The sequence below is a fragment of the Bifidobacterium sp. LH_449 genome (assembly GCF_056356755.1).
In genome coordinates this window covers 230,863-244,799 of record NZ_JBKEUV010000003.1, presented here as the reverse complement: position 1 = coordinate 244,799, position 13,937 = coordinate 230,863, and the positions used below count along the sequence as shown (strand labels likewise).

The window sequence follows — 13,937 nt, the reverse complement described above, 5'->3', positions numbered from 1 at the left end:
GGCGTCGTCGATGGCGGTATTAACGGTCAAATCGTTAATACCACCCCGACACGCTTACTCCCGTAAGGGCTGAGGGGTAACATTAGACCCACATTTTGTTACTTACGCCGCTTGCGCTGGCTTCCGGCGCGTTCATTCTCGGCGCCGCCGAATTCGTGATGATGGGCATCCTGCCGCAGACCGCGGCGGCGATGAACGTCGACATCCCCACCGCAGGCAACTTCATCTCCGCCTACGCGATCGGCGTGTGCTTCGGCACGCTGATGCTGGTGTTCGGCCGTAAAGTGCCGCCGCGCAATCTGATCGTGCTGTTCATGGTCATCGCATTGGCCGGCAATCTGCTGAGCGCCGTCTCCGTGAACGCTCCGATGCTGATCGCGGCCCGTTTCATCTCGGGCCTGCCGCACGGCGCGTTCTTCGGCACGGCCACGCTGATCGCCAAAGTGCTTGCGGAACGCGGCAAGGAGGCGCAGGCCGTTTCGATGATGGTGACCGGCCAGACGGTCGCCAACATGCTGGGCGTTCCCGCCGGCACGCTGATGGCCGAATTCATGTCGTGGCGTCTCGCGTTCGGCATTCTCGCCGTCTGGGCCGCGATGACCGTGGTGCTGGTGCTGGCTTGGATCCCACGCGTGGAACCGATCAAGGACGCCGGCCTGGCCGGCCAGTTCCGTTTCCTCACCAAGCCCGGCCCGTGGATGATCCTTCTTGCCGTGTTCACCGGCAATACCGGCATTTTCTGCTGGTGGAGCTATGTGTCGCCGTGGCTGCAGAAAACGGGCGGCTGGTCCTCCGGCATCGTGCCGCTGCTGATGATGCTCGCCGGATTCGGCATGGTCGTCGGCGGCATCATCGGCGGTAAGATCACCGACCGTTGGCGTCACGCCGGCACCGCCGCGATCGGCCAGGCCGTGGCCTGCGTCGGCCTATTGCTGGTGTTCCTGGTTCCGGGCAATCATGTGACCACCGGCATTCTGACGTTCTGGATCGCGTTCGGCCTGTTCTTCATTTCCGCGCCGCAGCAGCTGCTGATGGTCGAGGCCGGCCAGGGCGGCGGCGAACTGATCGCCGGCGCCGCCGTGCAGGTCGCCTTCAATTTCGGCAATGCGGTCGGCTCGGCGGCCGGCGGCGCCATACTGACGGCATCGGCGATGAACTATCAATACACCGGCCTTGCCGGCGTGCCGTTCGCGCTTGTCGCCGTCATGCTGCTAGTGGTTTTCTCGCTGCGTTACGAAAAGCATGTCAGCGCCGCGGACCGGCTGCAGCGCGTTGAAGTCTGACGCGGCCATGTGAGGCCGCGCGCCTGCCGCACGTCCTACACTGGATGGTGACTTCGCTTTGACGGCGATCCGCCTTAGGTGTAGGGAGATGCGATGAGCGACGACGCGATGCAACGAGCCGGTGCGGCGCGACAGGACGCCCCGGCGTGGGATGCGCAGGGGTTTTTGCGCGGTCTTGATGCGATTTTCGATGCGCATGAGGGCGGGACCAAGGCCGAGCCTTACCTGCTGCAGGCATTGACCGATGCCGAGAACGCCGGGGACGACGCCGGACAGCTTACGGTGTTGAACGAGATCATGGGGTTCTACCGTTCGCAGGGACGCCATGACGACAATCAGTGGATGATCCAGCGTGCGATGGAATTGGGCTTGCGCATGCGCATCCAAGGCACCGAGGCTTGGGCGACGACGCTGATCAACGCGGCGACGAGCATGCGCGCCGCGCAACGTTACGATCAGGCCGCCGACCTGTACGACATGGCGCTGGCTGAGGCGTCGCGCTGCTTCTCCCCCACCGACCGCCGCCTTGCGGCGCTGCACAACAACATCTCCATGCTGTACAGCGAAACAGGCCGCCTTGATAGGGCCGACCAGGAATTGCGCGCAGCGTTGGACATTCTGCAGCGTTCCAGCGTGGATACCTCGACCGATATCGACGTCGCTTCCACGCATACGAATCTTGCGCTGGTACTGCTGGGAGAAGCGCAGGCGGCGTCCAACAGGAATGCCGACGCCTCCGATGACGGCGCTTCCGATGATGACGCCTCCAATGTTTCCGCCCCGCGATTGCTGCAGGAGGCCCGCGATCATGCGCAGGCCGCGCTTGATGTTTACAAGGCCGGTCATTTGGAGAACAACAGCCATTACGCGTCCGCGTTGGCCGGTTTTGCGCAGGTGAGCTTCGCCGGCGGCGATTTCGCCGCCGCAGTGAGCGGGTACCGCCGTTCTTTGGCGGTGATCGAGGATTGCTACGGCAAGGACAGCGATTATTGGAAGATCACCGACGCGAATCTGCGGCAGGTATTGGACATCGCCGACACGCATGGCGTTCGGATCGATCCGGTTGCCGGTGCCGTTGCCGCCGCCGGCAACGCTTCCGTCGCCACCAACTCCGCCGCCGGCGACGCTGCAGGCGCCGCGGTCGCGACGGAGACTCCGTCCGATATCGGCGGCATGCAGCTGGCGCGCGAATATTGGAAGACCTACGGCAGACCGCTGATCGCCGACAGATACGCCGCCTATCAGGGCCGCATCGCCGCCGGACTGGTCGGGCACGGTTCGGAATGCTACGGTTTTGACGACGCGTTGTCGCGTGATCACGATTTCGGCCCCGGCTTCTGCCTGTGGCTGACCGACGAGGATTACGACGTGATCGGCGAACGGCTGCAGGCCGACTATGACGCGCTGCCGCAGCAGTTCATGGGATTCGGACCGCGTGAGACGACGCCGCGCGCACAGGGCGCGGGCAGGCGCGTCGGCGTGTTCCGCATCGGCGACTTCTTCGAACGCATCACCGGCTACGCGCAGGCGCCGTCCGAGGACGCCCCTCACGCATGGCTGATGCTGGATGAGCCGACGTTGGCGGCCGCTACGAACGGGCAGGTGTTCGCCGACCCGTTGGGCGCGTTTTCCAAAACCCGTCAGGGCTTCAAACTGATGCCCGACGATGTGAGACTGTCGCTGATTTCACGCCGTTTGGGCATGATCGCACAGGCCGGACAATACAATCTGCCGCGCATGCTGGCCCGCGGGGACGGCGCCGCTTCGATGGAAAGCATCCACGAATTCGCCAACGCCGTCTGTTCGCTGGTTTTCCTGATCAATACGCCGATCTGTGCCGGTTATATGCCGTATTACAAGTGGCGTTTCGCCGCGTTGCGCGCATTGAGCGCCCGCATGGCATGCCGCCTGCCGGATGTGTGCTCGCCGCTGGAGGAGATGCTGCGTCTGTCGTCCGCCGCCTGTTTCGGCGGCGCCGGCTTCGGCGAGGGCGGCAAGGGCGCGCAGCCCGCCGTCGATCGCATCAGTGAAATTGTCGATACGGTCTGCGCCGATATCGTCGCGGAATTGCGGCGCGAAGGCTTGACGTCTTCCGACGAAACGTTCCTGGAATGGCAGCGTCCTTTTGTCGAGGCTCATATTCACAGCGACTCGCCCCTGCTGCATAGTCTGTGAAATACCGGATGACGCAATCATGGAACATCCCGTGAAACACACGTGGCACAACCTGTGAAACGACAGCGAATCGCATCCGCATTTCACGATACAGGAAAATCGTACGAAGGGATCACAAATGGACCGCAGCGATCAGAACGCTCTCGATGGCGGAGCGAACGCCGATCAGAACAGACGGGAATTGATCGAGCGGATCGTCGGCTTGGAATGGAATCAGTTTCAGGACACCACCAATGAAGGCGGCCGCGCATCCTGCCAGGGCAACTGGCCGACGTTCCGCCAGATGCGCGCCAGCCAGTTCATGACATGGCCTCCGCGACTGCTGGAAAGCTATCGTGACGATCTTGAACGGGCGGACAAGGTAGGCCGCAATCTGGTCACGGAGAAATACGGCCGCATGATGGAATCGACCGTGCCGGAGGATTTCCGGCGCAATATCGAGCCGTATATCCCGCGGCTCGCCGATGAGCGCATCGCCCGCCAGGAGAAGGTGATCGCCACGCAGGTGGCTTGGGCGAAGGATTTCCGCGGACGATACCCGAAGCTGGGCATGGCGATGCGCGTGCTGACCACCGCCGAGGACACGCCGGAGGATACGTCGTTCGAAACGTATCTGCGCGGCGAATTGGGTACGTATTCCGATGAGACGTTCGCGCTGTATGAGCGGATGGTGGAGGACCTTGCCGACGCCGGCCGTAACCTCACCGAGGAGACGATTCGCAACACCGTGCTGCTGGGCGGCTTTTCCGGTCTTGAGGAGGCCGAGGCCATGCAGGCCGCATAGCCCCGGCCTCGTTCCGGCCGCCGCCCGGCGGCGGCACGTTACGGAAGTCACATGGCCGTTCCGTCTGCGGGCTCGCCGTTACGGCGTTGACGTCGGTTGTTCACGGCTTTGACGACGCCCCATGTCACTGCGACCAGAAGCAGGAGCAGACCGATTCCGCCGCAGATGACCGCGGTCAGCAGCCGCGGCGTGATGCGGACGAGGATGTCGGTGGGAAGCCAGACGCCGAGCAGCATCGTACCGACTCCGATGACGAACAGCAGGACACCCAGCACGATGGTCATGACGCTGGGGCCGGTCGGCCGGATGATGGGCCGTTCCTGGGGCGTGTCCCGAGATACCTGCACGTATGGCTGCGTCCACGGTTGTGCGGCCGGAGCGGCCGTCGCCGTCTGCGGCGCCTGCGGCGTCTGCGGAGTCCTCGGTGGTTCGGTGCTGTATAACGGCACCTGGTTGCCGGGGACGCCGCCGCATTGCGTCATCTGCACGATGGGCTGGTCCAGGACGGCCGTGGAATCCTCCTGCCCGGCTTCACGCCTTTCGTCCGACGATACGGCCGCGATGCGGCCGGATTGCGCTTCGGGCGCCGGAATCGTCGTCGTGGGTGCGTCCTGTTCCTTGACCGTCGGCAACGCCACGGTGGGGACATCATGCCCCTCCGTCGACTCCACTGCGATGACCGTGGTCGGCTCCATATCGTCGTCACAGGCCGCCACCGCCTGCAACCGCTGGGTCAGTGTTTCGTCGGAGACCGGCATCTCCTTGGTTTCGTCACTCATGATCGGACTCCTTGGGTTTGGCCTCGCTCCCCGTCGCGGCTGCGGCGCCGCCGGCCGAAGGCAATGTGTTCTGGGATTCGTATTGCACGATGACCTGTGCGTCGACCGTTCCCGGCACGTTGATGTACAGTTCCGGGGCCGCGGCGTCCGCGAAGGACGCGTGGCACGGCCAGTAGTCGTCGTTGGGCAGCCCGACCGTCCCGTCTTCGGGGACTTCGTCACGGAGGTATGCATCATCGCCGACGCCGAGGGTGCTGCATACGTCATCGGCTGCTCGCGGGCCGAATCCGTACTGTGAATCAGGCAACAGGTATATGCCTCCGTATGGGGTGACGACCGAATACCGACCCGTCCCGAAGACGTCAGAGCCGGTCCAGTCGTTGAGCGTCCATCCGCAGCCGTCCGGCAGCGTGACGTATACGCGGGCCCCTTCGGCGGACAGGTTCAGCGTTCCCGCCGGACAGGAGCTCTCCACCTCGGTGCCGTCGTTCAATCGACCGGTATGGGTGCCGTTCTCGGCCGCATAGTCGGTCAGGTCGATGTGCACGGTGCTGTCGGCGTAATCATCGCCCTCGAATACCATGCCGCGCGAATACGCGCGCATCTGCTCCGGGGATGAGCCGAGTACACGCAGACCGTCGACTTCGACAGTGTCGTACCCGATGGTGTCACGATGCATCTCATTCAGCACCGAGGAGTATGACAGCGAAGCGAACAGCATGCATCCGATGAGGATGACCGTGCACCAGGCCAAAGGCGTCAGGCCGCCGGCACGGCGGCCGATCGCCCCCAGCCCGATGATCAGCACGCCCAGCGCCGCACAGACAAGGCCCGACCAGATGGACCATCCCTGCAACACCTCCGCCGTCGTGTCCAAGGAGTCGCCGCCCAGCACCAGCGCCCCTGCAACCAGCAGGATCGACCCCAATGCGGACAACACGATCACCGGTCCCGCAGGCTTACGGCGGACCCGCTTGGGCCGCGGCACCGGTTGCGGAGCGCGGTATGCGGACGTCATCGCCGCGGACTGTGCCGGAGACGGCGCGGGCCCCGGCATTGCCGGAGGCGTCATCGGCTCGGGCCGACATGCCGAATCGAACGTGTTTGAGGGGACTTCCTGCCGTTCGGACATGGTCGACGACGGCATCGGATCGGATGCAGACGCTGGCGCCTGCATGGAGGACGGTCGTGGCGCGTCCTGCGGCATCGGCGCTGCGTATGTGGGCCCCGTCGCATACGGCATCGACGGCGCTTCAGGCACCGGAGCCCCTCCTGCCCGATAGGGGGACGGCATCGATTGTCCCCCGCGATTCGCGGCATACCTCGACGCGGCGCGCGACCCGTTCTCGATCACCAGCCACAGCAGAAACACCGCGGCCGCGAAGGCGATCCATCCCGCGCCGGGAATCAGCAAGGCGCAGATCACGCACAGGAAGACGCCGATCATGCTCCAATCCCATCGTCCGGCCACCAATTCCTCCGCCAGGATGCGGTCATCATATTCATCCGGCAGGAACGCCCACGCCAAACCGTAGAAGGCGGCGCCGGCGCCGAACAGCAGAACCGAAGCCACCATCAGCGAGCGCACCAATACAGGACTCCAGCCAAGACGTTGGGCCAATCCTGCGCATACGCCGCCGATCCAGCGGCTATTGCCGCGTTTCAATCCGCTTTTGCGAATCCAACGGAAGAACCGCTGCGAAGCGGGCTCTTTTGCGACACCCCACTGCGGGGCGTCGCGGGGGACGTCATCATACGGGGCATTGCCGCGGGGCATGTTGCCGTACGGCATGTCATTATGCGATGCGCCATTGCGCGACGCGGCATTGTATGGCGTCTCGCCGTAGGGCGCGGCATTGTACGGCGCGTTGTTATGCGACGGCCCGTCCTGCGACGGCCCGTCCTGCGGCGCCCCGTCGTGCGGCACATCATCGTATCGCGTGTAGTCATCGCGCCTGTCGGCGTGGAAATCATCATATTTGTCGTTCATGCTTTCATTACAGCAGTCATGCGGCTTCGAACGTCCCGGAAAACACCCTGAATATACCCTGAATTCAACCGTGCGTCCCGTGTATCCCCCTGAATGCACGGCACAATGGAATCATGACCGATCACAACCTGCCGCCGATACGTCCTGCACGGCTTCCACTGATGCGCCCGAAACGTGGCCGGTGGCTGGCCGGCGTGTGCAAAGGCGTCGCCCTGCATCTTGGCGTCAGCGTAGGCCTTGTGCGAGCGTTGTTCGCGCTTTCGACGATGTGCTTCGGCGCTGGCGCGGTCGCCTACATCATGCTGTGGATGCTGGTGCCGACCGGCGACCCCTATGCCGAGGCCGCGAGGCAGGCGTATTTGCGGGACGCCGCCACCGCTCCCCTGTCGCATGGCAACATGCCGACGCATGACGCGAAGGGCGTCGTCGACGAGGATGCCGCCGAAGACGCGACGTCGTCCGGCGAAAGCCTTGCCGAAACGCTGCGGCACGCGTCAAAACCCGCTTTGACGGCATTGGCCGGCATTCTGATGATATCGCTCGGCCTGCTGCTGACGGCCGCCAACGTCGACCAGTCATTGATCGTTCCGGCATTGCTTACCGGCGGCGGCATCGCCATCTCCTGGCTGCGATACAACGCGAAGGACGGCCAATTATGGACGATGCTCGGCGGTGTGGCCATGATCTTCCTCGCCTTCGTGCTGCTGATCGCCGGTATGCCGTATTCGGAATACGGCGCTTCCGCCGGCCGCACCATCGTCGCGGGATTCGTGCTGCTGGCCGGTACGGTACTGACCGTCGTCCCTTGGATCGCGTCGCTGATTCGCGACGTCGGCACCGAGCGGGCGTTGAAGGAACGCGAGGAGGAGCGCGCCGACATGACGGCGCACCTGCATGACGGCGTGCTGCAGACGCTGGCGCTGATCCAATTGCATGCCGACGACGCGCAGACGGTGTTCACACTGGCCAGATCGCAGGAACGTGAGCTGCGCGAATGGCTGTATCAGGAGCGCACCACGTCGGACCGTTCCGTCAAGGCCGGGCTTAAGCAGATCGCCGCGCAGGTGGAGGACGATCATGGCAGGCCGATCGAAGTGGTCACCGTCGGCGACGCGCATCCGAGCGCGCAGACCGACGCGCTGCTGGACGCCACAAGGCAGGCTCTGGTCAATGCGGTCACCCATGGCGGGGAGCCGATCTCCGTGTATTGCGAGGCGAATGGCGGCACCGTCGATATTTTCGTACGCGATCATGGCGTGGGATTCGACGTCGACGCCATTCCTCAAGGCAGGCTTGGCATCAGGGAATCCATTATCGGCCGCATCCAGCGCCGAGGCGGTACAGTGGAAATCGTGTCACGCCCCAATTGGGGCACTGAGGTGCGCATGCACATGCCGATCGGCAATGCCGGGCAGCATGAGAACGCGCAGAACAAGGAGGCCAGGCGGAACATGGCCAGGCAAGGCGGTGCAATGCAGAACGGCACGGCGCGCAACAGGGAGGCTGTACAGTGAGCGAAACCGAAGAGAAGCCCGTACGCATCGCGGTGGTGGACGATCATGAAATGTTCCGCGCCGGCGTCATCGCCACATTGCAGCCGTATTTCGACATCGTCGGGCAGGCGCCCGATGTGGAGGGATCGGTGGCTATGATCGCGCACACCAAGCCCGACGTCGTGTTGCTGGACGTGCATGTGCCGGGCGGCGAAGGCGGTGGAGGCGCGGAAATCCTCACCAAGGCGAAACGGTATTCGCCCGACTCGGTGTTCCTGGCATTGTCGGTATCCGATTCCCCGCAGGACGTGGGCTCCGTGATCCGCGCCGGCGCGCGAGGGTACGTCACCAAGACCATTTCCGGCAACGATCTGATCGCATCGATCAAGCAGGTGCATGAAGGCTATGCCGTGTTTTCGCCGAAGCTGGCCGGATTCGTGCTTTCCGTGTTCCAAGGCGCGCCCACGGCGGCGAATTCGACTGGGGCCTCGACCGCCGGCAGCGCGTATGGCGACGCCGCGGCGCAGTCCGGCCCCCTGCACGACGAGGAATTGGACCGGCTGTCGGCGCGCGAGCAGGAGGTCATGCGGCTTATCGCACGCGGCTACACCTACAAGGAGGTCGCCGCCGAATTGTTCATCTCCGTCAAAACCGTGGAGACGCATGTCAGCTCGGTGCTGCGAAAACTGCAGTTGTCGAACCGCACCGAATTGACGCGATGGGCCACCGACAGGCGCATCGTGTGAACATCCTCGTCTGACGCCGGCAACTACAACGAAGGCCCCAGGTCATGGAGGACCGGGGCCTTCGTCATGGTATCTTCGAATTCAGGACATCATTCGACGCATTCGATGGCCATCAACGCGACTTGCGACGCAAAGACGCAAGCAAACCGGCAGCCGCCACAAGGACGGTCATGGCACCGAACACATACGAAGTCGAGGAACCCGTGGACGACAATTCGTCGTCACGATGCTGAGTCCCCGCCATGGAGCCCGCATCATCGACGCTATCATCAGCATGGCTGCCGTCACCGTCTTGATTCCCGTCATCCGGTTGACACGCCACAATCTCGTCGAAAGGCGCATCAATGGACTTGGCGCCCCAGAACGCCGCACGGCCAGTCGTGCCCGACGCATCCGGACCGGCATCGAGGAACATGTCGCCGCCGACGCCTGTGAAGAACATCGCATAATCACCGGTTTCCGTAGTCTGAGTGCCCAGCGTGGCCCGATAGTCGCCATGCAGATACACACCGTCCTCAGACGAATCGACATGCAGGCTCACAGCGCTGCCGTCGACGCTCCAAGTACCGGTTGCCGCCCCGGACAGCGTACCATCGACATTCAAAGACACTTTTCTCGACTGATAGATGGCATCGCTGGTTTCGCCTCCACCCGCATAGAAGGCGACGGGATTATGCACGACGAACTCATATTCGCCTGCCACCTGTTCGGATGTATACGATTCCTGCTGCCTGATCGCCCCGGACTTCTCGTACGGCGCCATCACCAGCCAACCGTCCGGAGAGACGACCATCGGCTGCACTCGAACCTCATGCTCCTCCAGATTGCCTTCCGTCCGGACGAAACGCGTATGGAACACGTTGTAGACGCTGCCATCATCGTCGGTCAGGACGGCATTGCCGCCCTGCGCGGTCTTGATGTTCTCGGAACCGGTCTGATTGTACGAGCTCAGAAGTCGCAGGCCACGATTGAAGGCCTTGTCATCCGTCACTTTTTGCGTATATACGGCGGAATTGCCGTTTTGGTCGACATACGGTCCATAGACATGCTTCGAACGGAACTCACGCATCTGGTATCCGCCGGTCTGCTGCAATCCGCCGTACGACAGAATCATGTACCAATAGTCTCCCTGCCTGGTCAGGGCGACGCCTTCACCGGAATTGCCGTAGCCGCCAGCCAGCTTGTGCCCGTAGTATGCGTCGGACACGTTTGCTTCCGTGGCGTACGTGGTGGAATAATCACGCAAGCCCGTGTCCTTGTCGAGTTTAATCATCCAAATGCCACCGAACCACGAACCGAAGGCCATCCACATATCACCGTTCTCATCGGTTTTGACACTAGCGTCAATCGCGTTGATGCCCGTGTCCTCCAATGAATCATACCGGCTCAAATCGGCATTCTCGCCCAGAACCTTGTACACATCCGTCTGATCGGCATTACCCGTATTAAAGCCGGAATACACGACCGGCCCCATATACGTCCAATCGCCTTCGATGTCGTCAGCGGTGAGCAGTACGATAACGGTCTTCTGATACGGGAAGCCGCCGCCATTAAGACTCAGATACATGCACCACTTACCCATGACGTCATTCCAGACCACTTCCGGAGCCCACATGTTGCCGGCAATGTCCGGATTGGTATCCTGCTTCGGCCACGCATTCCAGGCGTCACCGAGCACGGTTTCGTAATCGGTGACGAGATTGTTGGAAAAATACTCCCAATGCTGAAGATCGGTGCTGCGCGCGAATGCCCTATGCGAGCCGAAAACATAATATTTGCCGTTAGCTTTCACGATGCCCGGGTCATGTGAAGTGACACGCGCATGAGTGGCGTCGTCCCCCGCGGACTGCGGCTGAACAAGAACAGCGATCGTCTTCACCACCGGCTGCTTGAACGATTGGGACGTCACCGTAGCTGTCAGCGTCACGGTCAGCGCCTGTCCGCAGGACGGGCGCGTCACTTCGGTAGCGTAGCGGGTGGCGCCTTCATCCAGCGGGAGAATACGGATCGACGATTCATCGGAAGACTTCCAAACGATATCGCCGGTCACATGATAGGAATCCACAGTGACCTGCGCAGGCAGCAACAGGCTGCCGCGAACGTCATCGGGATCGTCGACGACCACATTTGCCGCGACCAATTCGCGAAGCTCGTTCTCGTCGATATCCTTCGGCACGTTTACAGTGAATTCCTTCACCACCTGCACACGATTGCCGTCGGCATCCACATGGGTCAGCGTGGCTGTCAACGTCACCGAAGCATCCTGCTTGCCGGGGGTGACCGTCGCCTTCCCGGATCCGCCATCGATGGCGATCACCGCATCATCGGAAGACGACCATGAAACCGCGGCGTTCTGCGTGGCCGTCGACACGGAAAAGTCCTCAACCGCCGAAGACGGCACGTCCATCGCATCCGCTTGCTTCTGCAGCAAATCCGCAGTGTCGTCATCCGTCAGCATGTCGGCGACCTGTTCCTGCGTCATTGCGCCGTCATATACGGAGAACGATTGAACCGCTCCATGATACAGGGCATCGCCCACGCCCGGATATCGCGATTCGCCAATCACATTATGGGTGTTGTCCAAGAACATCGAAGGGTTGGCAGTCACTTTGCTGCTACCGACGACACGGCCATTGATGTAGATCACAGCCTCATTAGTCCGTCCGTCAATGGTCGCCGTAACCGTTTGGAAATCTTCCATCGATACGTTCTCACTCGCCGCGAAGTAGGTCTCGCCGTCACCGTTTGCTTTCGACGTGATGGAGGAATACAACGAGGTGTGCGTCGACAACGCCCAGCTTCCCTTGGCGGTTTGCCCCGTTCCGCCCAATGACCATAAGTAGGTCCAGCGCGCATCCGAACTGTTGAACTGATCGTTCTTCACACGCACGCTGACGGTAACGGATTCCCTTCCCTGCAGAATATCATCAGGCAGTTCCACATAGCTGCTGCCGTCCATTTGCAATGCGCCATCTTCGAAATCACCTGCGCTCGGGTTTCCGTCGACGTCCACGATCGCGGCAGCTCCGAATTGGGACTCAGGCACCGTATTCTCAACGGCTTGCGTACCATCAGGAACCGAACCGAAATCATAATCGACCACAGGAGTAATGACAGGCATCGCCTCTTGCGCCGTCGCAATGGTGGAGCCGCCGATTCCCATGGCCATGACCATCGACGCTGAAACCGACACGGCCAGCAAACGACGGAAAGTACGGTTTCCTGTTTTCTGCTTGGATTTATATCGTTGTAAATCTGGCATAGCCTACTGCTCTTTCGCTATACATACATTGCATTCATATCGATCTTCTGCCCTCGAATACAGCACCGGCGCTGCACTCCAATAATATAATCCGTGCTTACATCGTTGTAAAGCCGAATAACCGTGTAACAAGACAAGCGTCCGAAAAAAAAAGTTACATACAGACGCGCCATCATCGGAACACATTGCGCACATGCAGACAAGCCCCAAGGAAATACCACGCACGCCCACATCTACCAGACGCACACGGGCAAACACCGATGAGGAACGCAAGATCCAGACGTCGCAGACCGACGCGCAAAGACCACACCAAGACAATCGGGGCTTGCGGCCGAACAGCGCCGCAAGCCCCGATCCAATCACCCGGTGGACCGTCGATGCGTCAGGCGGTGCGGAATCCGTTCGGGTTCTTCGTCTGCCAGTTGATCGACGAGGCCGCCATATCGTCCATCGTCAGCTCGGCCTTCCATTCCAGCTCGCGCTCGGCCTTCGACGCGTCCGCATAGCAGGCGTCGATGTCGCCGGGGCGACGCGGCTTGATCGAGAACGGGATCGTGTGGCCGGCGGCCTTCTCATAGGCCTTGATGACTTCCAGCACGGAATAGCCGTGGCCGGTGCCCAGATTGTAGGTGTATACGCCCGGGTCGTCGATATGGTCGACGACGGCGACGTGGCCGCGGGCCAGATCGACGACGTGGATGTAGTCGCGCACGCCGGTGCCGTCCGGAGTGTCGTAATCGTCGCCGAACACCTGCACTTCCTTGAGCTCGCCAAGCGCGACCTTCGCGATGTACGGGGTGAGGTTCGCCGGAATGCCCTTCGGGTCCTCGCCCAGCAGGCCCGACTCGTGGGCGCCGACCGGGTTGAAGTAGCGCAGAATGACCACGGTCCAGGAGTCGTCGGATACGACGACGTCGCGCAGCATCTGCTCCTGGAACAGCTTGGACGTGCCGTACGGGTTCGTGGTGCCGCCGACGGGAGTCTCTTCGGTGATCGGCAGCTCTTCCGGCTTGCCGTACACGGTGGCGGAGGAGGAGAAGATGATCTTCTTCACATTGTGGGCGCGCATCGTCTTGAGCAGCACCAGCGTGGAATACAGGTTGTTGTCGTAGTATTCGATCGGCTTGGCCACCGATTCGCCGACGGCCTTGAGGCCCGCGAAATGGATGACCCAGTCGATGTCGTTTTCGGTGAAGATGCGATCCATCAACGCTTCGTCACGCACGTCGCCGTCATAGCGCTTCACTGTCTTGCCGGTGATCTGCTCGACGCGCTTGAGCGCCTCCGGCGAAGAGTTGCCGTAATTGTCGACAGACACGACGTCGTATCCCTTGTTCAACAATTCAACATCGGTATGCGTGGCGATATAGCCCGCGCCACCGGTGACCAGAATGGTGGTCATATGTCACTCCTTCAATCATGTCG

Annotated in this window: 9 protein-coding genes; 5 read left to right on the top strand and 4 right to left on the bottom strand. The window is 61.8% G+C overall.

The features are described 5' to 3' along the window. Positions 1-95 precede the first annotated feature (95 nt). The 3 genes from AC1AX7_RS04360 to AC1AX7_RS04350 all read left to right on the top strand — a co-directional run bounded on the left by AC1AX7_RS04360 (position 96) and on the right by AC1AX7_RS04350 (position 4,242). Positions 96-1,283 carry an MFS transporter gene (locus AC1AX7_RS04360; protein WP_476508867.1) on the top strand — a complete coding sequence of 396 codons (1,188 nt, stop codon included), beginning with the start codon at positions 96-98 and terminating at the stop codon, positions 1,281-1,283. Between the two features lie 93 nt (positions 1,284-1,376). After that, positions 1,377-3,458: a DUF4037 domain-containing protein gene (locus tag AC1AX7_RS04355; RefSeq protein WP_476508866.1), complete on the top strand. Its 2,082-nt coding sequence runs from the start codon at positions 1,377-1,379 to the stop codon at positions 3,456-3,458. 118 nt (positions 3,459-3,576) lie between these two features. Beyond that, a complete protein-coding gene (locus tag AC1AX7_RS04350; RefSeq protein ID WP_476508865.1) occupies positions 3,577-4,242 on the top strand; it encodes a DUF4125 family protein in 666 nt (221 codons plus the stop codon). A gap of 47 nt (positions 4,243-4,289) precedes the next feature. Here the strand turns inward: AC1AX7_RS04350 and AC1AX7_RS04345 are convergent, their stop codons facing one another. After that, positions 4,290-5,021 carry a hypothetical protein gene (locus AC1AX7_RS04345; protein WP_476508864.1) on the bottom strand — a complete coding sequence of 244 codons (732 nt, stop codon included), beginning with the start codon at positions 5,019-5,021 and terminating at the stop codon, positions 4,290-4,292. Beyond that, entirely contained in the window at positions 5,014-7,011 is a 1,998-nt protein-coding gene (locus AC1AX7_RS04340; protein WP_476508863.1) for a PspC domain-containing protein, read from the bottom strand. The genes AC1AX7_RS04345 and AC1AX7_RS04340 overlap by 8 nt, the downstream gene beginning before the upstream one ends. Positions 7,012-7,124: 113 nt before the next feature. On the opposite strand from AC1AX7_RS04340, the gene AC1AX7_RS04335 reads away from it, so the two are divergent. Further along, positions 7,125-8,525, top strand: coding sequence for an ATP-binding protein (locus AC1AX7_RS04335; RefSeq protein WP_476508862.1), 1,401 nt, complete (start codon positions 7,125-7,127; stop codon positions 8,523-8,525). Next, a complete protein-coding gene (locus tag AC1AX7_RS04330) occupies positions 8,522-9,250 on the top strand; it encodes a LuxR C-terminal-related transcriptional regulator (protein WP_476508861.1) in 729 nt (242 codons plus the stop codon). Before AC1AX7_RS04335 ends, AC1AX7_RS04330 begins: the two co-directional genes overlap by 4 nt. A 112-nt stretch (positions 9,251-9,362) precedes the next feature. Here AC1AX7_RS04330 and AC1AX7_RS04325 read toward each other — a convergent pair whose 3' ends face one another. Beyond that, positions 9,363-12,512: a family 43 glycosylhydrolase gene (locus AC1AX7_RS04325; protein ID WP_476508860.1), complete on the bottom strand. Its 3,150-nt coding sequence runs from the start codon at positions 12,510-12,512 to the stop codon at positions 9,363-9,365. Positions 12,513-12,894: 382 nt separating this feature from the next. Next, positions 12,895-13,914 (bottom strand): UDP-glucose 4-epimerase GalE, encoded by a 1,020-nt coding sequence (gene galE, locus AC1AX7_RS04320; protein ID WP_476508859.1) that lies wholly within the window; start codon positions 13,912-13,914, stop codon positions 12,895-12,897. Positions 13,915-13,937: the final 23 nt, after the last annotated feature.